The organism is Ningiella ruwaisensis (assembly GCF_004798935.1).
Classification (GTDB): domain Bacteria; phylum Pseudomonadota; class Gammaproteobacteria; order Enterobacterales; family Alteromonadaceae; genus Glaciecola; species Glaciecola ruwaisensis.
The window spans coordinates 21,251-44,369 of record NZ_RAHT01000001.1 but is presented as its reverse complement, the minus strand read 5'-3'; the positions used below and the strand labels follow the sequence as shown (position 1 = coordinate 44,369).

Genomic DNA, 23,119 nt, shown 5'->3' with positions numbered 1-23,119 from the left:
AATGTTCGTCATAGTGTTGCGATTTGTAGCGAAGTTGTACGTAATTTATGCATAGTTATAGTAAGATGATTTATCAAGGAGTCTAGTGGCTCCTTTTTTTATGCACTTTACTTGCTTGCTTATTCAAGTTGTAAAAACGGCGTTAATTATTTGCGCAAAGTAGCTAGTAAACTATTAATTTTTTTAGGAAAATACCGTTAACAATGGACAAGGTCTCAGACCGAACGTTTAACACACACAAATATCGAGAGTGATCATGACGGTTAACCACCATCAACATTCCGTGCTACTAGACAAAGTGCACTCATTAATTGGCGAAAAAGTCGATGCAAAAGATGCTGAGTTAGTGCAGCAATTTGCAAAACTATTGTATAAGAATATGTCGTTTGACGACCTGCACGAACGAAGCGATAGCGATTTATATGGCACAGTATTGAGCTTATGGCGTCAACTTCAGGAAAAGCAGCAGGGGACGCCTTTAATCCGCGTCATAAATCCTGAAATTGCCAAGCATGGCTGGCAGTCGTCTCACACCGTCATTCAAATTATTGTGGACGACATGCCATTTCTGGTCGATTCCATTCGCATGGCAATTAATCGTCTGCACATTACAGCGCACTTGCTACTTCACACGCCTATGCACTTCAAGCGCAACGCGCAAAACAAAGTCACTGAGTTTGTGAATCCGGACGAGCGTGAGCAAGCTCATATCACTGAAACCGTCTTCTTCATTGAAATTGACAGACAATCCAGAGGATCTGACATCAAAGCACTTACTGAGGAATTGCACTCTGTGGTATCAGAGGTGTCATTATCGGTATCTGATTGGAAGCCGATGCGCGAAAAGCTGGCCGGAATTACTAAAAATTTCGACAAGTCAAATTCGCAGGCCAGTGCGGAAGTTAAACAGCAAGGTAAAACGTTTTTAAATTGGCTGAACGATCATAATTTCACCTTAATGGGCTATCGTTATTATGAAGTGAAAGCCATCGAAGGCGACCATCGCTGGATACCCGATAATGACAGTAGTCTTGGACTGATGAAAAACTCAATCAGTGATAAAGCAAGGCTGCTATCTCAAATGCCGGCAACCGCGAGAGACGAAGCGCTTTCCAGTAATCCGCTAATGCTGACAAAAACCAACTCACACTCTCGCGTTCATCGTCCTGCGTATATGGATTATATTGGTATTAAGGAATTTGATAAAAAAGGTCAGGTATGCGGCGAGCATCGCTTTTTAGGTCTTTATTCTGCGTCCTTTTATAACAGTAGTGCAACTGATTTACCCATGCTCAAAGAAAAGATTGACCGCATGTGTAAGTTATCAGGTTTTGATCAAGGTACGCACGCATATAAAGCCTTCGTTAACATCGTTGAGACCTATCCTCGTGATGAACTATTGCAAACATCGGATGAAGAACTTGCGCAAATTATTCTTGGCATTTTCCAAATGCAAGAACGCGGTATGTCCAAGCTATTTGTTCGCCGAGATACTTTTGGTCGCTTCTTTTCCTGTATGGTTTATGTGCCAAGAGAGCGCTATAACACGCAATTAAGAAAAGACACGCAAGTCTTGCTAAAAAAAGCATTCAACGCAGTAGGAGAGGTCGAATTTAATACCTATTTTTCTGAATCGGTATATGCGCGTACTCATTATATTGCCCGTGTTCAAAATAATAATATGGAGTTCGATGTGAACGATATTGAACGCAATGTCATTGAATTAACCAAATCGTGGCAAGACAAGCTCAATGCTAAAATCAACGCGTTTTATGGTGAAGCGAAAGGGAAATCGGTTGTTCGCAAGTACGACAATGCCTTTTCACGTTCTTATTCAGAGCAAAATTTACCCAGCGCTGCCTTGGTAGATATTCAGCATATTGAGACGCTCCATAAAGATACACCGCTAGATATCCTGTTCTATCGTCCGCAGGAAGAGGGCAGCGAATCAGATATTGTTAAGTTAAAGCTTTATCACGCTGACGAACCGATTCATTTGTCGGACGTGCTTCCAATGCTTGAAAACTTTGGACTAAGAGTAGTAGATGAGAGTCCTTACAGAGTGACTAACGATCAAGGTCAAGTAAGCTGGATCATGGACTTTACGATGCTCCATAAGCAAAGTCACGATTTTGATATGGAACGCGCGCAGGAGCTTTTCCAAAGTGCGTTTTCAGATGTATGGAACGCAGAGCTGGAAGATGATGGCTTTAACCGGCTAATACTTGGCGCATCAATTCCCGGACGGATGGTCACAATTGTGCGTGCTTACGCCAAATATATGCGTCAAATTGGTTCGTCATTCAGTATTGACTACATCGCCAATACGCTTGCGTCTTATCCAGACATAGCAAAAGATCTCATCACTTATTTTGACTTGACCTTTTGTCCGAATATAAAGCGTAATGCGAAAAAGCGCGATGGCCTCGAACAAGACATTATTAAAAAACTTGATGCTGTGTCGAACCTGGATGATGACAGAATTATCAGACGTTACCTGGATTTGATAAACGCGACCTTACGTACCAACTTTTACCAAACTGACGACAATGGGAATACTAAACACTATATTTCCTTTAAGCTTAAGCCGAGCGACATCCCAGAAATGCCGCTACCTCTGCCGAAGTTTGAAATATTTGTCTACTCGCCAAGAGTAGAGGGTGTTCACTTGCGTGGCGGAAAAGTTGCTCGCGGTGGTCTGCGCTGGTCTGATCGAATGGAAGATTTCAGAACTGAAATTCTTGGTCTGGTAAAAGCGCAGCAAGTCAAAAATACCGTCATTGTCCCCGTTGGTGCCAAAGGCGGTTTTGTATGTAAACGCATGCCAAAAGATGCCGACAGAGCTAGTATTCAGGCGGAAGGCCAAGCATGTTACAAAATCTTTATCCGTAGCTTGCTGGATATCACAGACAATATTATTGACGGCAAAGTAGTTGCACCAAAACAAGTTGTGCGACTTGATGAAGATGATCCCTATTTGGTTGTAGCCGCCGATAAAGGAACGGCCACCTTTTCTGATATCGCTAACGGTATCTCTGCAGAATTCAACTTCTGGTTAGGTGATGCTTTTGCTTCTGGTGGCAGCGTTGGCTATGACCATAAGAAAATGGGGATCACTGCAAAAGGTGCGTGGGAATCAGTGAAACGTCACTTCCGTGAATTGGGGATTGATTGTCAAACTACTCCTTTTACTTGCGTCGGCATTGGTGATATGTCGGGTGATGTGTTTGGCAACGGCATGCTATTGTCGGAGCAAACGCGAATTGTGTGTGCATTTAATCACATGCATATTTTCTTTGACCCAGACCCTGATCCGGCCGCAACTTACAAAGAACGCCAGCGTTTGTTCGCCGATCCGAGTTTGACATGGGATGATTATAACCGTGAGCTTATTTCAAGCGGCGGCGGCATTTTCAAGCGCAGTGAGAAATCCATAAAACTCACACCTGAAATGAAAAAATGGCTTAATACCAAACAATCCGCCATGACTCCCAACGAGCTCATTCATAACGTACTGAAAATGCCGGTAGATTTAATCTGGAATGGCGGAATTGGTACCTATATCAAAAGTTCGAAAGAATCACATGCTGATGTAGGTGATAGAGCCAATGACAGTTTGCGCGTAAATGGAAAAGACGTTCAGGCGCAAATCATTGGAGAGGGCGGTAACCTCGGCATGACCCAACTAGGTCGTATTGAATACGCGGCTAACGGCGGACGAGTTAATACAGACTTTATTGATAACGTGGGCGGGGTGGATTGCTCAGATAATGAAGTAAACATAAAAATCCTGCTTAATAGCTTGGTAGCCAATGGTGATTTGACGCTTAAACAACGTAATAAGCTACTTTACGATATGACCGACGACGTAGGTGACATCGTTATTGAAGATTGCTACCGACAAACGCAGTCTATCTCAATCACGCATCTTGCTGGCGTAAAACAACTGAAAGAACAACTGCGTTTTATTCATGCACTAGAGCGCGATGGCGCTTTAAACCGTGAGCTTGAGTTTATTCCAAGTGATGATGAAATATCGGAACGCGTTGTTACAGGTCAAGGCCTTACACGACCAGAACTTGCAGTACTGGTTGCCTACGGAAAAATGGTGCTTAAAGAAGAACTCAATATTAAGGAAATCACCGATAACGCTTACTATGAAAGGCACTTGCTGAACGCATTCCCCAGTATATTGCGCGAAAAATACCGCGCGCAAATGCAGGAGCACCCGTTGCGGCGCGAAATCATTGCAACAAAGTTAACCAACGAGATCGTAAATGATATGGGGCTTAACTTTGTTTTCCGTTTAATGGAAGAAACCGGTGCATCGGTGGCTGAAGTCGCACATGCCTACACCATCGTTAAAGGTGTATTTAATATGGGCGCGCTTTGGTCAGATATTGAAGATTTGGATAATGCGATTGATGCTACTGTGCAGCTTCAAATTCTTGATGACATGCGCCGCACGCTAAGACGCACCGCACGATGGTATTTGCGTCATGGTGATAAACAGGCCGATATTCAAACCGCAATCGCCCGTTATCGTGAATCTTTCGACGTGATTGCGAAGAATCTGCCTAAGTATCTTGTCAGTAAAGAGATGGCGACCGTTGAGAAACGTACCGAGCAGCTAAAATCGCATAACGTTCCAGAGGAACAAGCATACAAGGTTGCCAGTTTGAGCAATATGTTCTCAAGTATGGATTTGGTGCAGATAGCTGAAGGAGAAAAACGACCAGTGGATGTTGTTGCCCGTTTATACTATCAAATGGGAAGCAAATTTGAGCTGCATTGGTTCTTGGAGCAGATTAATCAGCAGACTGTATCTAACCACTGGCAAGCGCTTGCACGCGCATCCTATCGCGAGGAATTAGACTGGCAACAACGTGCGCTAACTATCGTTTTATTAAACTCGGCACCAAAAAGTAAAGATGCTGATGCTATTCTTGAAAGCTGGATGGCGGATAATAAAATGAAGTTATCACGTTGGTATCACATGATGGCGGAGTTTAAAACCTCAGAAAATCATGAATTCGCCAAGTTTTCTGTCGCTTTGCGCGAATTGATGCTGTTAAGCATAAGCGCAAACCATTAAACTATAGCCTCTGCAAATAAAAGCCCTGTTCGCAGGGCTTTTTTGTAAGGCGGATTTGGCGACTTATTTAGGCTGAAAATAGGGCCTAACAAAAAACAAATAAATATCATTGGCCTTCTTGAGAAGGCATGTTTAATTTTGTCAGTAATTTTGTCAGTAATTTTGTCAGTTTGGACGCGCTGTGTATTCGATTATTCAAAAGTTATTATTAAATTGTGACCCTGAATGGAGTCACGATGTGTCGATTAGTTTTCTTAAATCTTCAGGTAAAAATGCGCTTAGCGCGCTGTATTCACAGGATATTCCAGAGAAGCCAGTTACCTGCTTTGGCATTGAATTTAAAAACCCGATCGGTTTAGCGGCTGGCCTTGATAAAAACGGAGAATGCATTGATGCCTTTGGCAAAATGGGATTCGGTTTTGTTGAAGTAGGAACTGTGACGCCTAAAGCACAGCCAGGTAACGAAAAGCCGCGCTTATTCCGACTGCCAGAGTTTGACGCCATCATTAACCGAATGGGTTTTAACAATAAAGGCGTTGATTATCTTGTTAAACAGGTTGAGGCATCAAATTACCAAGGCGTCTTGGGCATTAATATAGGCAAAAATAAAGCAACCGCAGAAGAAAACGCGCTTGACGATTACTTACATTGCCTGAAAAAAGTCCATGCCCATGCTACATATGTGACGATTAATATTAGCTCTCCTAACACCCCCGGTTTGCGTAATCTGCAATATGGGGAAGCGCTTACACGTTTACTGGGTGGGCTGAAAAACGAAGTCGAAAATTTGAATACAAAGCATCAAAAACGCGTTCCGCTCTTAGTAAAAATTGCGCCGGATCTGGACCAAATCGCCATAGAGCAAATCGCCAGGACTCTACTTGATACACAAATGGACGGCGTTATTGCGACGAATACCACCCTTGACCGAACGCTTGTGGCAGGCCATAAACACGCAGAAGAAGCGGGCGGTTTGAGCGGTCGAGTACTATGCCAGAAAAGCCTCGACGTTACTAAAGCGTTGAATGTCGCTTTAGAGAGTAAGATTCCAATTGTCGGTGTCGGTGGAATTTCCAGTAAAGAAGATGCAAAGGCTCGCTTTGAGGCTGGTGCAAGCTTATTGCAAGTGTACTCTTCATTTATTTATCAAGGTCCAAAATTAATTAAGGCGCTTGTAGATGCCTATTAAATCTTTAGAAAAGACGCAGGAAGCCTCCCAGAACGACACTGTGCATAATGCGATGCACGACATTATTCTGATTTGTGCAAAAGGATTAGATGAATTACTGCTTAAAGAAATTCATAGCATAGTTGGCGATGAGCGTCCCATTAAATTATCGCCCGGACAATGCAGTTTGCGCGCAAGTCTGGCAGAAATTTATGCCTTAAATTTACACAGTCGTTTAGCCAACCGCGTTTTGCTGGTATTAAATTCAGGTCAAATTAAAACTGCTGAAGACATGTACGAATTAGCCTATGCGATTCAGTGGCACGCGCTTTTTGATGTCTCGCGCAGTATTGCGGTGCGCTTTAATGGCACAAATCGCCTCATTAGAAATACGCAGTTTGGCGCACTCAAAATAAAAGACGCTATTGTTGATAGGTTTGTTAAGCAATGTGGTCAGCGTCCCGACGTTGCTCGACAAGCGCCTGATATGCAAATATACGCGCGACTGCGTCGAGATAAGCTTGACATTTGTCTGGATACGTCCGGTGCAAGTTTACATCAGCGAGGCTATCGCATAGAAACCGGTGATGCGCCGCTTAAAGAGCAGGTAGCGGCAGCGATACTGATGCGAAGTGGATGGCTCGATGCGCTTGAACAAACGCCGGAAACGGCGCTACTCGACCCAATGTGTGGAGCAGGCACGATAGCCATTGAAGCGGCGATGATGGCGACTAAGCGTCCACCCAATTTATTCCGGGAAGAGTGGGGCTTTGAACACTATCTTGGTCATAATGAAGCGCTTTGGCAGTCTCTAAGAAAAAGCGCCTTTGCTGCAATAAGAGAGACTACTGCTCCTATCTACGCTTACGATATAAGCACCAAAGTAATTGATATAGCGATAGAAAATGCAAAACGAGCTGGGGTTGAGGGAATCATCCAGTTTAAACAATGTGATGTATTAGATGCCAAGGTAGATTGTCCACCAGGCTACATCGTTAGTAATCCTCCTTATGGCGAGCGTTTAGGTGATTATGTTAGTTTGCTGCCGCTTTATGATAGCTTAGGCAGGCACTTGAAAACGCATTTTGCACACTGGCATGTATCGCTTTTATCAAGTGATGAACAGCTACTTAAAGCCTTGAAGCTTCGCTTTGACAAAAAATATGCTATTAACAACGGGAAATTAGACTGTGTTCTTATGAACTACATACTCAATGATAAAAATCTTGAGCAGTTTGATAAACCCGGAGTAGGCGCAAAAGACGCATCATCAATGGCAAATGATGATGAAGGCCAGCACCCTGCAGATGCGAATGATGAATTTTCCAATCGCCTGAAAAAAAATAAAAAGCGACTGGAAAAGTGGCTCAAGCGCGAGAATATACAAGCATATAGGCTCTATGATGCTGACTTGCCGCACTATAATTTTGCGATTGATATTTACGACGACTGGGTCATCATGCAAGAGTATGCGCCGCCAAAGTCGCTTCCTGAAAAGGTCGCGCAGGAGCGTCTTCAAAAAGCCTTGCTGAGGCTTCCGAAAGTCTTACAGTGTGATACTAAAAAGCTTGTGCTGAAAACCAGACAACGTCAATCAGGTAATAGTCAGTATCAGAAGCGTGATAACTCAGGAAAGCGCGTGGTAGTTGAAGAATACGGCGCCAAGTTTTACATCAATCCAAGCGATTATTTAGACGTAGGTTTATTTCTTGATCACAGAACAACCCGGCAGATGTTCGCCAAACGTGTCCATAAAAAGCACGTGTTAAATCTGTTTGCTTACACCGGAAGCGTATCGGTCCATGCAGCGCTTCACGGCGCGGCGAGTGTGACCAGTGTGGATATGTCGAAAACCTATGTGAACTGGGCAAAAGACAATTTTATTTTGAATGGGCTTATTGCAAAAAGTAACGCGTACAATAAAAATGCAAGCGAGCAAATTCAAGGCAAACATGGTCTATATGTGTTCGAACAGGCAGATTGCCTGAAATGGCTTGCAAATCGCGCCAATAGCGCCTTGCCAAAGTATGATGCGATATTTATTGACCCGCCGTCGTTTTCCAACTCTAAACGCATGGACGATACGTGGGATGTGCAGCGCGATCATCTGTCATTACTCGAAAATGCGGCAAAGTGTCTCAACCATAAAGGGGTGCTGTTTTTCAGTAATAACCTTCGAAAATTCAAGCTGGATGAAGAGGGCGTGAAAGCGCTTGGACTGCAGGCAAAAAATATATCGCAAAATACCTTGCCAGAAGACTTTAAGCGCAACCCGAAAATCCATCAATGCTGGGAAATCCATAAGATATGAAATCAGAGCAGCAGTCAGTTGCTAAAACGCAAAATAACGAAATAGAAATTGCCTTGTTCACGGGTGAGCACTGTGAATTATGCGATAAGGCTGAGCATATATTTGAGCAAGTGCAACAGAGTCAAGTGTCGTTTTCACGCTTTCATTTGAAAAAATACAATATTCGAAAAGATCCCGAGTTATATCACCTGTACGCCCTTCGTATTCCCGTGCTCAAACGCGTTGATACGCAAGATGAATTAGGCTGGCCTTTTGATGATATGCAGTTAAAGCAGTTTTTATCATGAATCTTATACAACTAAAAAATGCGTCGATTTTATTCGGCCAACCGCCGCTTATAGACGATGCCAACGTCAATATTCAGACTCAGGAACGTGTTTGTATTTTAGGGCGCAACGGAAGCGGGAAATCTACTTTATTAAAAGTGCTGAGCGGTGAAACCAAGCTGGACGATGGTCAGCGAATTGTCGCAGGCGATACAATAATTTCTCGCCTTGCTCAAGACCCGCCAGAGCATGTAGATACCAGTATCTATGATTACGTGGCAGAAGGTCTAGGTGATAACGCTGAGTTGATAAAAGACTATCACCATCAGGCCGATTTGCTTGCAAGCGATCCGTCTGAACAGGCGCTGATGAAACTGCAAAATTTACAAGAAAAGCTTGATGCGAAAAATGCGTGGCATCTGGAACAGCAAATTGCGAACGTGCTTACTCAACTGCAGTTGCCTGCCGAGACACAACTAAAGGACTTATCGGGTGGATGGCGACGTAAAGCCGCGTTAGCTCGAGCATTGGTAAGTCAACCAGACGTGCTATTGCTTGACGAGCCTACCAACCATCTTGATATCGATATGGTCAAATGGCTTGAAAAAGCGCTACTTAATTTTAGCGGTACGCTTGTATTTATCAGTCACGATAGAAGTTTTATCCGAAACCTTGCTACAAGAATTATTGATATTGATCGCGGGCAGGTAAAATCTTATCCGGTCAAATACGACACATACCTTGAGCAAAAAGCGCACGACCTGGAAGTCGAGGCCACGCATCAAAAGGAATTTGATAAAAAGCTGGCAAAAGAAGAAGTGTGGATCCGACAGGGTATTAAGGCGCGAAGAACGCGAAATGAAGGTCGGGTAAGGGCTTTAAAGTCTTTACGGGAAGAGTATAAAGCTCGCCGCAATGTGGTGGGTTCTGCCATCATTAAAGGAAACGATGGTCAGCGTTCAGGCAAGCGCGTGTTTGAGCTTGAGAATGTTAGTTTTGGATACGAAAATAAGCCTCTCATCACTGACTTAAGCTTGTTGATTGCAAGAGGAGACAAGCTTGCGTTAATTGGTCCTAATGGCTGTGGAAAATCCTCGTTTATTAAATTATTACTGGGGGAAGAGGAGCCAAATAGCGGTGAAATTCAGCGCGGCGTTAACCTGGAAATCGCTTATTTTGACCAGCACAGAAGTCAGCTTGAGTTACACAAACCTTTGATTGATGTCATTGCTGATGGAAAGCGCGAAGTGATGGTTAACGGCGCGCCACGACATGTTATAAGCTATCTGCAAGATTATTTGTTTACTCCTGAGCGCATGAATGCGCCAGTATCAACCTTGTCTGGAGGCGAAAAAAACCGGCTGATGCTGGCAAAATTAATGCTTAAGCCCAGTAATTTATTGATTCTCGATGAACCAACCAATGACCTCGATGTCGAAACGCTAGAATTGCTTGAGTCGCTTTTAGTGGAGTATTCAGGGACGGTGTTGCTCGTCAGTCACGATAGAGAGTTTATTGACAATGTTGTTACAACCTCTTTAGTGTTTGAGGGAGGCGGCGTGATAAACCAATTTGTAGGCGGTTATTCAGACGCCGCACAGTGGTACGCCGAGCGAGATTCCCTTTTACAAAAACAAGAGCAGCAAAAACAACAGCAGGCGTCTAGCCAAGCGGTTCGGGCTAAGGAAAGTGCACAGGAAAGCCAAAACAAGGCTACTCAAAAAAAGCCTAACAAGTTATCATACAAAGATAAATTGGCGCTCGAGCAACTGCCGAAACAGATTGAACAATTAGAAACAGAGATTGAAGCGCTGCAGGAGAAGATCAACGCCCCTGCGTTTTTTGAGCAGGATGCGACAGAAACTCAGCCAATCCTGGATGCCTTACAAATAAAAGAAAACGAGCTTGAACAAGCCTTTGAGCGCTGGGAAGCATTAGAAGAAAAACAGAACAACGAGTAGTTACAGGATATTGAATGAAATTGAATAAAGTGATGGGTGCAGTCGCCCTTGCTCTTTGCACTACACCACTGTTGGCGGGTGCCACTGCTTACGATGTACAGGAATTGCCTTTAAATGATATTGCCGAGAATCAATTTGCGACATCTATAGATAATACAGGCCTGATTCTCTCCACCGTCCAGCTTCCATTTAATCAGCCAATAAACATGGCTTTATTTAATGTTGATAGTTTTACCAGTTTGACAGACCCAGACGCAGCAGAAGCAGGGCAGTTCAATGATGAAGATTATCGTATTGTGGTCAATACTTTCAGAAATGCAGCTGCCGAGTTTTCTCTCACTAGTCAAAAGCTTGCTGCACAATTGGCCTACACCACTGATGGTGTGAATGCAAACTACGTCAATATGTTTGATACCGAGACAGAAGAAACGGGTGGTTTTACATTTGGATTAAATACCAGTGTGGCCGGGTCGGTGAGCGGTGCCTACATTATAGGCGACGGTCCTACACCCTTTTACACGGTTGATTTTACCGATGCTGATGGGAATGATATTACCTTTAATATCAATGATGTTCAGCGCAGAGGCTTTGTGCAATTTGGCGAAACCGTGACGCCGCTTATGCCTATCGACGATACCTTTGGCGGAATAAGCGTGCCGCGAGCCATCAATGAAAACCTTCAGGTAGTTGGTTATTCATCCGTTGATATTGGCGATGCCATCACTAACGCAATTGAGGCTTGTCAGGCTGATGATCTCGAGATACCTGTTGAGGTGTGTGAATACGATCGTCGTCGAAGCATTCAAAGCTCGTTTGTTACTCGCGCTACACTTTGGCAACTTGACGCACAAGGGCAGGTTGTATCGTCTCAGTTTTTTGATCTGAGTTTTGAACCTGATGAAGACGACAATCGGCCATTTGTTAATGATGCGCTAGATATCAATAATTCAGGAATTGCGGTCGGCAGCGGCATTATTACTTTTGGCGATAACGGTGATAGAGCCACCAACGCGGCCATGATATTTGAAAATGGCCTTGCCACGCGCATGTTAGATGATGACGACCTGTTACCCAATTATGCAGTGGGGATTAATGACAATAATATTATTGTTGGCTATCAAACGCAGTTTATAAATAATGTGGGCCGCAATAAGATGTTTATCTACAACAAAGAGACCGGTGACCTCGACTTCCCGTCAGACTTTTTTGTGAGCTCCTCCACGTTTCCAAGAGATATCAATAATAATGGCATTGTAGTAGGCGATGCAGAGGTTACTTCCACATCACCACGTCGCAGAGCAGGTTTTGTTTATGATATTGAAGCAAATACATTTCTGGATCTAAACACGCTAATCGCTTGCGATTCACCTTATAGCATCATAGGTGCAAACAGTATTAACGACGATAACACCATTGTTGCTGACGCGACTGTTTTGCGAGCTGAGCGTAATGAACGGGGTGAGGTGATACTGGATGAAAACGGCGAAGAAGTATTAGAAACGCAGGTTGTTGCGCTAAAACTTACGCCAAACGGTGAAGATGCACCTGAGTGCTCCCCATCAGAAGAAGAAGTCGCAGCAACTGAGCGACAGGGCGCGTCTGGCAGCGTATTGATGCTTCTGATGCTTGGCGCATTTGCATTATTAAGACGCAAATCTCTGGCGAAATAGAACGGATTTACTTTCTGGATCTTCATGAGGCCACGTATATCGTGGCCTTTTTTATGCCTGGTTGGTTTTAATAACAAGACTCGCTATAAAGCATGTTTTTTATACAAAAAAAATCCTAAAAGCAAATGACTAGTTTTCAACAAGTTATGAGTTTTGTCCTAAATGTCAGCATGTTTTGCCTTGAATTAGTATAAATCTTCGCGTATTTCTATGGATGTGACATATTTATTACTGCTGCAAACGAGCTGAGTGAAGTGTTCACAGCGTTTGAGTTTTGCGTTATTTTTCGGTGTTAATCGATATGTCCATTCTTTCAATTAAGAGAGGTAAGCATGAAGAGACAAAAAAGAGATAAGTTGAGCAGGGCTCACGCAAAAGGTTATCAAGCAGGAATTGCTGGGCGCTCAAAAGAAAACTGTCCGTTTCAAACAAGTGATGCACGATCGCATTGGTTAGGTGGATGGCGAGAGGCCGCAGGTGACCGACAGCTGGGCATAAATACACGCTAGGCCGGTGCGATAATAAATACCTATTTTTTATAACAACCAGAATTACAGACAAACACGCCAGATATTAATCTGGCGTTTTTGTATTAATTGATTTGCTGATGTCGGGTCACCTTGGTGCCTTATCTTCGAGAAGGCAGTTTACGCAGAGCAATAAGTGCCAGCCCTATCGCAAAGCCCATTATTAAACCGCCACTTAATTGCGAACTGGCGCCAAATATTGTGTCGGATTGATGCAATTGGGTGAGGTAAAAGCTAGTTACAAAACACAAACAAATAACGGCAGGGATTAAGGCCGCAAGCCTGGAAACGTTTTTCATGAGCTAAATCCTTTTAATAACTACAAAAAAGATCTTGAACATTCATATCTAAAACTATTTGGGTATGAATGTTCAAACCTGCGTATATTTTAATCGGATTAACTGGATAATCAATCTAAAAATTAGTGCATGCGTGCCTTACTGATGAAGTTACTTTCGGCGAGCGAGCCTTAAATCAAAACGCGGATGTGTCTTGGAATAATCCAACTTTTAAGTCTTTAGCGGTGTAAATCACTCTACCATCAACGGCGACACTGCCATCTGCTAATCCCATAAAAAGTTTGCGTTTAATGACTCGCTTGAAATCAATACGATAAGTGACCTTTTTGGCTGTAGGTAAGATTTGACCGGTAAATTTAACCTCACCAACCCCCAGAGCACGACCTTTTCCTGGGCCTCCAGACCAACCTAAGAAAAATCCGACTAATTGCCACATTGCATCTAAACCTAAACAGCCGGGCATTACTGGGTCGCCCGGAAAATGGCATTCAAAAAACCACAAGTCTGGGCTGATGTCTAATTCTGCCTCAATATAGCCTTTATCAAACTCACCACCCTCATCAGTGATGGTCGTGATCCTGTCCATCATTAGCATATTAGGGGCAGGGAGTTGACTATTTCCTGGGCCAAACAATTCGCCACTACTGCACTTTAATAATTCTTCGCGAGAAAACTGGTTTTGCTTTTCAGTCATAAATACATCTTCTTATTAAAATCAGTGCGTAATTTAGCGTACACGTGTACGCTAAACAACTCTGAACAGTCATTAATTTTTACCTTGATGTAAAATGTCTGGACTTTAAATGGCTGAAGCTGCAAAGTAAGGGTAACGCGTAATGCGTCAAAGGCATATAAAATAGGTAAACATGCAATAAGCAAGAAAATAGTAATAACGCAAAATAGAGCGACTAATGCGAAACAAAAAACTACAGGCAAATGCTGAAAAGCAAAAACGCTACAGAGAACGACAAAAAGCCTTGGGTAAGAAAATGGTGAGAGGCTACATCACGCCCGAAGCGATGGCTAATTACGAGGAAATTGTTGAAAAAACCAACTGGACAGACAGCGACATACTTTCTAACGCCATTCGTATTACTTATGCCGCTTACAAAAACGGTCAAATTCGGCTGTTAAACAAATGGCTACTAGAAGATGACAAAAAGAAAGCCCTGGCAAAAGCCAAACAACAAGCTAAAACAGATGACAAAGATGATAGCCTGCGCCAATAACCCGCAACTACGGATCCTTTAAGGCATGCATTTGCGATTAGGGCGTGTTTATCTTTGCTGCAAAATCATACAGCAAAGATAAACACGCCCTAGTTTAAAACCGAATGTTGATACAAAATGCGCTTGGCGTCCTGTTTTACATCTTCTCGCTCTCTATACGACCATAATTTTTCGCGAGCTGCCCTGGCTGCTTGCTCCACATCAATAATAGGTAAGCAGTAGTCTCGTTCGAGCTTAAAATCATACATTGCCGCTTCTATTGGTGGGATAGTCCACGGGGCGTGGATGTATGGCTCTGTTAGATTAGTCAGTTCAGGAAGCCATTGTTTGATGAACTTGCCCTGGGGATCTTTGTCTTGAGATTGTTTAATGGGGTTATATAGTCGGATGGTGTTGGTGCCAGTTATACCAGCCTGCATCTGAAATTGAGGATAATGTATCCCGGGCTCAAAATCTAAAAACTGTCTGCCCAAATGCACCACACCTTCACGCCAATCAATATCTAGTTGGTGGCATAAAAAGCTCACCAGCATAGCTCGCATTCTAAAGTTTAAATAACCGGTTGCTATCAGCGCGCGCATAGAGGCGTCTACGATTGGAATACCCGTTGTTCCGTTTTTCCAGGCGCTTAGACGCTTTTCTGCTTCTACACCAGTTAGATAAGGATAATCCTGATAGCCATGGTTAACTGCTCGTTTTTCCATTTCACATTCGGATTCAAACTTTTGAATAAAATGGCAGTGCCAGCTTATCCTCGCTTTAAAAGCATTAACCGAACGCCGCCAGCCTTGTTTATTCTGATAACGCTTAGAAAACTGGTATACCTGGCGAATGCTGATGTTACCCCAGGCAAGATAGGGAGATAAGCGAGAGCAGGTTTTTCGAGCTTCCAGCGGCTTTCCAATGTTGCCAAAATATGCCTTTCCACGCGCTTTGAAAAAATCATATAGCACATGCCAGGCGCGTTTTTCGCCGCCTTTCTGAAATTGCGGGGAAGGTGTTTTCCAGTCAGATGGAGCATCAAACCAGAGCGATTTGGCAACCTGCAGAAAATTCGCCTGCGCGTGGTTTTGAGAGCTATTTTGGTGAGCTGAATCAAATCTGACGCTTAGCAAATTAAGCGCCGACAAGTCTGGATCGGCTGTTGCGCCAGACATTCTTTCCTGCCAGTGTTGTCGCCAGGTAAAACGATGATTAAGGGGGCGTTTAACCGCGCCATAAGGGGATTCATGCCAGCTTACCTGATTTTGACTACACCAGTTTTTCAGTGCTTTGTCTCGTTCAAAAGTATAAGACAAGCCGATTTCCTGATGGCTATAAATCTCACGCAAGCCAACTGCCCGTAAAGCGCTAAATACCGTCAGTGCGTCGCCCCCTAACACATGAAAATACTGAGTATTTGGCTGATGGCTGTTTTGACTATTTTGACTATTTTGACTATTTGTATTTGCATCAGCAAGCTGGTCTTGCAGATCCTCAATTGATTCATAGATAAAACGCCAGTGCCGTACATCCATATGCGGGTCCACAAGCATGTCTGGCTCAACAATGTAAATCAAGGCAACAGGCAAGCCTGATTTTGCTGCATTGACCATGGGTTGATGATCGCGTAAGCGTAAGTCGCGCTTAAACCATACCGCGCAAAAATCGTGGCCTTGCGGAGCAGGCGGCGAGGGGCTTATTGATGTAACCATTTATTGATAAAAACGCGCTTGGGGTCATAGGTATCAGTCTGCTTTTGTAAGTTAAACTGCCTGTGTCCACGTGGGTCGCTCCCCACACCGGCCAGGTATTGCCAATTACCCCAGTTGCTGGCCACGTCAAAATCGATTAGCTGTTGTTCAAAATAGGCAGCGCCATAACGCCAGTCCAGCCCTAGTTCATGTACAAAACAACTTGCTACGAGTTGTCTGCCTCGATTAGACATAAACCCGCTTTCATTTAACTGCTTCATGCATGCATCGACAATATCATAGCCGGTATCTCCTTCACGCCAGCTTTTAAATGCTTCTGAGTTTAGGCTTGTGTCGGGAGTCTTGTTCTGAATGCCTGCAAAAGAAAATAACTTTGCGCCGTGTTTAATATGCTGCCAGTGGAAAAATTCGCGCCATAAGAGTTCAAAAAACAGCCAATATGTAGAGTCGTTTTTTACTTTCTCGCGCTCGTATTGCTTGAGTCTATCGTTTATATAGCTCGGTGAAATGCAGCCGTGTGCTAAAAAGGCTGAGAAGCGACTTGAAAATTCCCACCCATCCAGACCATTGCGCGTTTCTTTATATTCCGCGATGCCGTCACTTTCAAAAAAATACTCATCAAGGCGAGCAAGTGCGGCGCTCTCTCCACCAGCATATTTGCCTAGTTCTTCATGGGAAGATAATTCAAAATCAGGTATTCCACTGGTATCGAGTTTGGCGAGATTGAGCGCAAAGTCGGCTTTGCCTTTGCCATTGCTATTGTTTAAATCACCTTCTGATTGACGAGGTTCAGCGTATTTTTCTACTTTTCGGCGAAAAGGGGAAAAGGTGTCTGGCATATTTTCCAGCGAAAACGGAAAATCAGAAACAGAATAAAGGTAGTTGCTGTTTTCGATAATAAATTGCACCGGTGTCTGTGCTTTGCTGTGCCCGCTTTCTCCTGCATTTAGACGGTCTTCGGCAGACGAGTCTGCTGCTGGATTAAAGCCATTTTGTAAGGATTTAAGCTGTTTTCGCTCATTAAAACCAGCGTGCATTTCGACCGATATGTGCGTAATTTCATTCTTCTGACATAGCGAGTTAATTGTTTCTACAGCATTACCTTTGGCAATAATGAGATCGCTACCCATACTTTGCATGCGCTCTCTTAGGTCTCTAAGCGCACTTTCAATGAACGCAAGCCGTTTGCTTCCCAGATGTTTAAAGCCCCACTCGTTTTCTTCAAACCATGCATCTTCAAACACGAATATGCCTATTTGTGAATCGGTATGTTCTGAGAGCTTACGAAGCGCCTGGTTATCCAAAGTGCGAAGGTCATGCCGAAACCAGTGCAAACCTATTTTATTTGAGGCCATAAACTAAAGTCCTGCTCGTCATTGCCGCGTTTTTTAACATTTACTTTAATCGCGATGAATACTTGAGCATTTGTTTACAGCGCTGACATAAAATTCGATCGGTTTATTGGGCTATCCAGTACAAAAATGCAAATAAAAGTTTACTACACGGGTATTCTGAAACTATGACAACAAGCATCGTTTGGTTTCGTCAAGATTTGCGCATAAACGATAACCCTGCCTTGAAAGCAGCATGCGACAACGGGAAAGTAATTCCAGTTTATATCTTAGATGAGAGCGCACCGGAAAAAGCGCAGCTAGGTGGCGCTTCAAAATGGTGGCTTCATCATGCATTGAACGATTTGGCAGATTCCTTTGAGCAACAACTTATTGTAGAGCAGGGTGATGCTAAAGAAATTCTTCACCGTTTAGCCGATGAATTTAACGCAACACATGTTCTTTGGAACAGGATGTACGAGCCTTGGGCCCGTGAACGAGACGCTGATATCAAGTCAAGTTTCAAAGACAGCAATGTAGTTGCAAAAAGCTTAAACGGCTCGTTGCTGTGGGAGCCATGGGAAATATCGAAAAAAGATGGCGGTCCTTATAAGGTCTATACGCCTTATTATCGCAAAGGTTGCCTGAATCATAGCGAGCCACGCTATCCTTTGGACAGACCGGAAATTCAATGCCACAACAAGGTGAAAAAAGAGGCAAAAAGCCAAATAGACAAACTTAAGCTTCTGCCTGATATACCGTGGGATAAAACGATGCGTGAATTCTGGACGGTGAGTGAAAAAGCAGCAGGCAGTAAGCTTCACTGGTTTTTAAATAATGCGATCACCGAATATAAAGATCAGCGAAATTTACCTGCTGTTCGCGGCACGTCTCAGCTCTCCCCCTATTTGCATTTTGGGCAAATATCACCCAATCAGGTTTGGTACGCCATTAAAGATGCATTTCACGGAAATACATCTGGAGAGGGCGTGGATACTTACATGAGCGAACTTGGCTGGCGCGAATTTTCCTATCATTTGCTTTACCACTTTGACGATATTCAAAAACGCAATTTTAATGATAAGTTTAATGATTTCCCCTGGCGCAGTTCTGATAAAGATTTAAAAGCCTGGCAAAAAGGGCAAACGGGTGTGCCAATTGTTGACGCAGGCATGCGCGAGTTGTGGCAAACCGGCTATATGCATAATCGCGTGCGAATGATTGTTGGTTCATTTTTGGTTAAAAATCTGCTCTTGGATTGGCGAAAAGGGGAGCGCTGGTTTTGGGATTGTCTGGTAGATGCAGATACTGCCAGTAATTCTGCAAGTTGGCAGTGGGTAGCAGGTTGCGGCGCGGATGCAGCGCCCTATTTTCGTATCTTTAATCCCGTATTACAGGGCGAAAAGTTTGATAAGGAAGGCGAGTACGTTAAGCAATATTGCCCTGAATTAAAAAAACTGCCAAAAAAATATATTCACAAACCCTGGGAAGCACCGCAAGACGTTTTAGAAGAAGCTAACGTGAGCTTGGGCAAGGATTATCCTGAGCCCATCGTGGATCTTAAGGATTCACGAAAACGCGCTTTGGATGCTTTTGATCAGATTAAAGGAAGTAACTGATATGGCAGCTAAACGTTTATGCATTTTACTAGGCGATCAACTGAGCCTGCGCACTGAATCCTTAAAACACATTGATAAATCAAAGGATATGGTGATGATGGCTGAAGTGCGCGAAGAAGCCACCTATGTAAAGCACCATAAAAAGAAAATCGCTTTTATATTCTCTGCGATGCGTCATTTTGCTCAAACGCTGAAAGAGGAGGGCTACAACCTTTATTATACGCAATACGATGATAAGGATAATCATGGCTCTTTGTATGCGCAGGCTAAAGCATTAATTGATGCACATGACATCAGCGAGATCTTTGTTGCAAAAGCCGCAGAATATCGTTTGCATCACGACATTTTGACTTGGCAGGAAAAGTTAGGCGTTCCTCTCACTATTTGTGCTGATAATCGATTCATGGCCCAAGAAGCTGAATTTAAAAAATGGGCTGACGGACGCAAGCAGCTTCGAATGGAATACTTTTACAGAGAAATGCGTAAGCAGCATAATATCTTGCTCGAAAATGGGGATCCCATTGGCGGGAAATGGAATTTTGATAAACAAAACCGTGATAGTCCTGATAAACAGCTCGATATTCCCGCGCCCACCAAATTTGAGCCTGATGATATTTCAAAAGACGTTATCGCGCTTGTTGAGCGGGAATTCTCTTCACACTTTGGCGATATTCAAGATTTTCATTACGCTGTCACTCGTGAACAGGCCTTAGTAGTACTCAAAGAGTTTATTGAATATCGCCTCGAAGATTTTGGTCAGTATCAGGATGCCATGGTTCAAGGGGAACCGTGGATGTATCACTCCCATGTAAGCTTTTACATTAATACCGGACTTCTATCTGTGCAAGAATGCATTAGCGCAGCAGAGCAAGCCTATATTTCGGGGCAGGCGCCTATAAATTCGGTTGAAGGCTTTATTCGACAGATACTGGGCTGGCGCGAGTATGTACGTGGTTTCTACTGGTATTTTATGCCAGCGCTAAAAACGTCTAATTATTTAGAAGCCCACCGTAAGCTACCTGATTTATATTGGGGCGCCGATACAAAAATGAATTGTTTGAAGCAGTGCGTAAAAGAAACCAAGGAAAATGCCTACGCACACCATATTCAACGCTTAATGGTGCTTGGAAATTTTGCACTTTTAGCCGGATTGTCGCCAGACGAAGTAAATGAATGGTATCTCATTGTATACGCTGATGCATATGAATGGGTGGAACTTCCTAATGTAAGCGGGATGATTTTATTTACTGATGGAGGCAAGCTTGCAAGTAAACCTTACGCAGCGAGCGGTGCATATATCAATAAAATGTCCAACTACTGCCAACACTGTGAATATAGCGTTAAAGAAAAGTCTGGTCACCAGGCATGTCCTTTCAATTATCTTTACTGGGATTTCCTGATCCGCCACAAATCCAAGCTACAAAAGAACCAGCGCATGGCAATGATCTATTCAACATTGAACAAGATGGACGAAAAAAAGCTTGCTCACATGCAAGATGATGCAGCCGTATTTTTAAATAAACTTGATAATAACGACTATATTTAGACGTTTATGAGAAAATCGCATTTGCCTGAAAAAATTTGTCCAGTGTGCAAGCTTCCTTTTAAATGGCGAAAAAAATGGGAGCGAAACTGGGATGATGTTAGGTATTGTTCTGAACGATGTAGGCGCAATAAAAAGGGAAGCTAAAAATTTATAGAAGACACTTACGCTTGTACTTGCTAGCATTTTGGCTCAAAGAGAGTAGAGCCTATTAAGTTGTAAGTGTCTCAAATGTCGTATAATAATTCAAATAAGCATACTATCGAACTACAGCATTCGTCACCTAATGAAATGACAGAATGTGGGACTTATCATTTTTTTGACGAGCAAGCATCTGCTTATAGCTCTAATGATCAGAGAATGATGGAATTTGCCCTTTGGGGCTCGGGTTTATCTGCGTGGTGGTGGCAACGTGCGACCGACGCTATTGAAGTAAAATCCTTCTTTAACGGTCAATATAGACGAGAAAGCCTCTATCATAGTTTTGAAGCCTTTACTCAATCTGTGCATCAAAGCGATGTGAATGAACTCAGGCGTAAATGGCGAGCGATTTTTGAAGAGAATCTCGTTAGCTTTGAGCTTCGCTTTAGACTTTATGTCGCAGATGAATACCGATGGATTTTGTTGAAAGGCCGTGTAACCGCTTCGGACGACATGGGGGTACAAGAACTCGTTGGGACCTTCAGAGATATCACCTCAGACAGAGTTAAAGATGCACACACTACCTTAATGAGCTATGCATTTGCGCAAACATCGCAAGCCATGCTTATCTTAGACAGTCATCTCAAAATTATTGATGCTAACAGTGCTTTCTATAATCAGATTGATCTCTATTTTTCACCCGTGGAATCAACACCCTTTTATGAATTTGTGGCACTGTCAAAGTCAGATATGCTGGCGCTTAAAAACCATGGTGCCCTTAAACAGCAATGTGAATACATCAATTCGCAAAATAAGCGCATTCCTATTTCACTTTCGATGAATTTATTTCATACGTCTGATGTTGAGCAGGATTATTACATTGCGGCGATTAATGATTTAAGTGAGCAACTCGCTACAGAAGAACGATTGAATCAGCTCGCCAATTTTGATGAACTGACAGGACTATTGAATCGCCACGCATTAAAGAATGAACTTGAGCGCGCGCTTGAGAAACAAGAAAAATTTGCATTGGCTTATATCGACTTGGATGGATTTAAGCAAATTAATGACGCCTTTGGTCACGAATTTGGTGACAAGGTCTTAGCTAAACTGGGAAAAGTGTTAATTGAGTCGTTTGCACATCAAGCCGTCATAAGCCGTTGGGGAGGCGATGAAATAATTGCTTTGATCGAGCTTGGAAAAGAGAAAGAAGAAACTTTAAGTCAAATAACAGCATCGTTTGTGACTCAGTTGTTAAATTGCATTCAGTGTTTAGAAATAAAGGAAAATGGTCAGCGCTTTTCGTTAAAAGCGCAGGCCGGCGTCGCGTTTTACCCCGATGATGCTAATGATGCAACTACGCTGATCAAGCATGCAGATGCGGCACTATTTAATACTAAAAATGCCAGCCACAAGAATGTTGCCGGCTTCAGGCAGGGCTTCCAATTTTATACTTCTGGTATGAGCGAAGCAAAGCGTGAACAATTTATATTTGTAAACGATATCAGAGAGGCGCTTAGCAGACGGGAATTCAGTTTTGTTTTGCAGGGTAAATTTTCTGAAAAAAGACATCTCATTGGAGCGGAAATTCTTTGTCGCTGGCATAGCCAAAAATATGGACAGGTCTCGCCCGCACGCTTTATTCCGGTTATAGAACATCATGGAATGGAAGAGGCATTAGGAGAGCTCGCTTTAGAAAGCGCCATGCAATATCAACAAAGCTTGCAAAGTGTGGGAATTTACATTCCTATTGCGGTAAATATTTCTTCCAAACAGTTTTTGCAAAATAGTTTTGTTCAACTGGCCTATCGCCTGTTGAATCAATATCAGATTGCGGCTGAAATGATCGAACTGGAAATTACCGAGTCAGTGTTTATGGTTGATGAACATTTGGCAAAAGAAACCTTATCCTTAATCAAAGCCTTGGGATTTAAAGTGTCATTAGATGACTTTGGAACCGGTTATTCAAGCTTAAGCTACTTGTCGAAATATGACTTTGATGTCATCAAAATTGACCGCCAGTTCATACTGGATTTAACTGAAAGTGAGCGCGCTCAGCGCCTGTTTCAAGCAATTTTAAATATGTGCCAGGCGCTAAATATGGACACTGTGGTTGAAGGCATTGAAACCGAGAAGCAATTTTTAATGCTTAGTCAATCAGGGGTAAAAAACTTCCAGGGTTTTTTACTTGGCATGCCCGTGGCCCTTGATAGTTTTATCGAATCCTATCGTGCATAAGAAGTTCAATTAAAGCGTATTTACTGT

General features: G+C 43.1%; 16 protein-coding genes. 12 read left to right on the top strand and 4 right to left on the bottom strand.

The features are described from left to right. Nucleotides 1-256 precede the first annotated feature (256 nt). The 7 genes from D6V41_RS00185 to rmf all read left to right on the top strand — a co-directional run bounded on the left by D6V41_RS00185 (nucleotide 257) and on the right by rmf (nucleotide 12,980). Entirely contained in the window at nucleotides 257-5,095 is a 4,839-nt protein-coding gene (locus D6V41_RS00185) for an NAD-glutamate dehydrogenase (protein WP_136249485.1), read from the top strand. A 181-nt stretch (nucleotides 5,096-5,276) separates the two neighbouring features. Continuing rightward, a complete protein-coding gene (pyrD, locus tag D6V41_RS00180; protein WP_136249484.1) occupies nucleotides 5,277-6,284 on the top strand; it encodes a quinone-dependent dihydroorotate dehydrogenase in 1,008 nt (335 codons plus the stop codon). 52 nt (nucleotides 6,285-6,336) lie between these two features. Continuing rightward, nucleotides 6,337-8,574 carry a bifunctional 23S rRNA (guanine(2069)-N(7))-methyltransferase RlmK/23S rRNA (guanine(2445)-N(2))-methyltransferase RlmL gene (gene rlmKL, locus D6V41_RS00175; protein WP_136250043.1) on the top strand — a complete coding sequence of 746 codons (2,238 nt, stop codon included), beginning with the start codon at nucleotides 6,337-6,339 and terminating at the stop codon, nucleotides 8,572-8,574. Further along, a complete protein-coding gene (locus D6V41_RS00170) occupies nucleotides 8,571-8,861 on the top strand; it encodes a glutaredoxin family protein (RefSeq protein WP_136249483.1) in 291 nt (96 codons plus the stop codon). Before rlmKL ends, D6V41_RS00170 begins: the two co-directional genes overlap by 4 nt. Next, on the top strand, nucleotides 8,858-10,801 hold the full coding sequence (gene uup / locus D6V41_RS00165; protein WP_136249482.1) for an ATP-binding cassette ATPase Uup: 1,944 nt from the start codon (nucleotides 8,858-8,860) through the stop codon (nucleotides 10,799-10,801). The genes D6V41_RS00170 and uup overlap by 4 nt, the downstream gene beginning before the upstream one ends. Nucleotides 10,802-10,815: 14 nt before the next feature. Then, on the top strand, nucleotides 10,816-12,471 hold the full coding sequence (locus D6V41_RS00160; RefSeq protein ID WP_136249481.1) for a DUF3466 family protein: 1,656 nt from the start codon (nucleotides 10,816-10,818) through the stop codon (nucleotides 12,469-12,471). 332 nt (nucleotides 12,472-12,803) lie between these two features. Then, the gene (gene rmf, locus D6V41_RS00155; protein ID WP_136249480.1) at nucleotides 12,804-12,980 is read left to right on the top strand and encodes a ribosome modulation factor; all 177 of its coding nucleotides are present in this window, start codon (nucleotides 12,804-12,806) and stop codon (nucleotides 12,978-12,980) included. Between the two features lie 119 nt (nucleotides 12,981-13,099). On the opposite strand, the gene D6V41_RS00150 is transcribed toward rmf, so the two are convergent. Next, the gene (locus D6V41_RS00150) at nucleotides 13,100-13,297 is read right to left on the bottom strand and encodes a hypothetical protein (protein ID WP_136249479.1); all 198 of its coding nucleotides are present in this window, start codon (nucleotides 13,295-13,297) and stop codon (nucleotides 13,100-13,102) included. A 175-nt stretch (nucleotides 13,298-13,472) separates the two neighbouring features. Continuing rightward, complete coding sequence (gene fabA, locus D6V41_RS00145; RefSeq protein ID WP_136249478.1) at nucleotides 13,473-13,991, bottom strand: bifunctional 3-hydroxydecanoyl-ACP dehydratase/trans-2-decenoyl-ACP isomerase; 519 nt, start codon at nucleotides 13,989-13,991, stop codon at nucleotides 13,473-13,475. A gap of 217 nt (nucleotides 13,992-14,208) precedes the next feature. On the opposite strand from fabA, the gene D6V41_RS00140 reads away from it, so the two are divergent. Continuing rightward, nucleotides 14,209-14,526, top strand: coding sequence for a hypothetical protein (locus D6V41_RS00140; protein ID WP_136249477.1), 318 nt, complete (start codon nucleotides 14,209-14,211; stop codon nucleotides 14,524-14,526). Between the two features lie 89 nt (nucleotides 14,527-14,615). Here the strand turns inward: D6V41_RS00140 and D6V41_RS00135 are convergent, their stop codons facing one another. Continuing rightward, complete coding sequence (locus tag D6V41_RS00135) at nucleotides 14,616-16,220, bottom strand: cryptochrome/deoxyribodipyrimidine photo-lyase family protein (protein ID WP_136249476.1); 1,605 nt, start codon at nucleotides 16,218-16,220, stop codon at nucleotides 14,616-14,618. Continuing rightward, complete coding sequence (locus D6V41_RS00130) at nucleotides 16,205-17,575, bottom strand: DASH family cryptochrome (RefSeq protein ID WP_136249475.1); 1,371 nt, start codon at nucleotides 17,573-17,575, stop codon at nucleotides 16,205-16,207. The genes D6V41_RS00135 and D6V41_RS00130 overlap by 16 nt, the downstream gene beginning before the upstream one ends. 164 nt (nucleotides 17,576-17,739) lie before the next feature. Between D6V41_RS00130 and D6V41_RS00125 the strand changes: the two genes are divergently transcribed. From D6V41_RS00125 to D6V41_RS00110, 4 genes are all read left to right on the top strand, one after another. After that, a complete protein-coding gene (locus D6V41_RS00125; RefSeq protein ID WP_136249474.1) occupies nucleotides 17,740-19,170 on the top strand; it encodes a cryptochrome/photolyase family protein in 1,431 nt (476 codons plus the stop codon). A gap of 1 nt (nucleotide 19,171) precedes the next feature. Next, on the top strand, nucleotides 19,172-20,716 hold the full coding sequence (locus tag D6V41_RS00120; protein WP_136249473.1) for a cryptochrome/photolyase family protein: 1,545 nt from the start codon (nucleotides 19,172-19,174) through the stop codon (nucleotides 20,714-20,716). Between the two features lie 6 nt (nucleotides 20,717-20,722). Next, nucleotides 20,723-20,860, top strand: coding sequence for a DUF2256 domain-containing protein (locus tag D6V41_RS00115; protein WP_136249472.1), 138 nt, complete (start codon nucleotides 20,723-20,725; stop codon nucleotides 20,858-20,860). Between the two features lie 84 nt (nucleotides 20,861-20,944). Continuing rightward, entirely contained in the window at nucleotides 20,945-23,092 is a 2,148-nt protein-coding gene (locus D6V41_RS00110) for a putative bifunctional diguanylate cyclase/phosphodiesterase (protein ID WP_136249471.1), read from the top strand. Nucleotides 23,093-23,119: the final 27 nt, after the last annotated feature.

What these genes read in the sequence shown, in the direction of transcription:
- D6V41_RS00185 (WP_136249485.1), top strand. Translation starts at nt 257, where the DNA reads ATGACGGTTAACCACCATCAACATTCCGTGCTACTAGACAAAGTGCAC.
- rlmKL (WP_136250043.1), top strand. Translation starts at nt 6,337, where the DNA reads ATGCACGACATTATTCTGATTTGTGCAAAAGGATTAGATGAATTACTG.
- D6V41_RS00170 (WP_136249483.1), top strand. Translation starts at nt 8,571, where the DNA reads ATGAAATCAGAGCAGCAGTCAGTTGCTAAAACGCAAAATAACGAAATA.
- uup (WP_136249482.1), top strand. Translation starts at nt 8,858, where the DNA reads ATGAATCTTATACAACTAAAAAATGCGTCGATTTTATTCGGCCAACCG.
- D6V41_RS00160 (WP_136249481.1), top strand. Translation starts at nt 10,816, where the DNA reads ATGAAATTGAATAAAGTGATGGGTGCAGTCGCCCTTGCTCTTTGCACT.
- rmf (WP_136249480.1), top strand. Translation starts at nt 12,804, where the DNA reads ATGAAGAGACAAAAAAGAGATAAGTTGAGCAGGGCTCACGCAAAAGGT.
- D6V41_RS00150 (WP_136249479.1), bottom strand. Translation starts at nt 13,297, where the DNA reads ATGAAAAACGTTTCCAGGCTTGCGGCCTTAATCCCTGCCGTTATTTGT.
- fabA (WP_136249478.1), bottom strand. Translation starts at nt 13,991, where the DNA reads ATGACTGAAAAGCAAAACCAGTTTTCTCGCGAAGAATTATTAAAGTGC.
- D6V41_RS00140 (WP_136249477.1), top strand. Translation starts at nt 14,209, where the DNA reads ATGCGAAACAAAAAACTACAGGCAAATGCTGAAAAGCAAAAACGCTAC.
- D6V41_RS00135 (WP_136249476.1), bottom strand. Translation starts at nt 16,220, where the DNA reads ATGGTTACATCAATAAGCCCCTCGCCGCCTGCTCCGCAAGGCCACGAT.
- D6V41_RS00130 (WP_136249475.1), bottom strand. Translation starts at nt 17,575, where the DNA reads ATGGCCTCAAATAAAATAGGTTTGCACTGGTTTCGGCATGACCTTCGC.
- D6V41_RS00125 (WP_136249474.1), top strand. Translation starts at nt 17,740, where the DNA reads ATGACAACAAGCATCGTTTGGTTTCGTCAAGATTTGCGCATAAACGAT.
- D6V41_RS00120 (WP_136249473.1), top strand. Translation starts at nt 19,172, where the DNA reads ATGGCAGCTAAACGTTTATGCATTTTACTAGGCGATCAACTGAGCCTG.
- D6V41_RS00115 (WP_136249472.1), top strand. Translation starts at nt 20,723, where the DNA reads ATGAGAAAATCGCATTTGCCTGAAAAAATTTGTCCAGTGTGCAAGCTT.
- D6V41_RS00110 (WP_136249471.1), top strand. Translation starts at nt 20,945, where the DNA reads ATGTCGTATAATAATTCAAATAAGCATACTATCGAACTACAGCATTCG.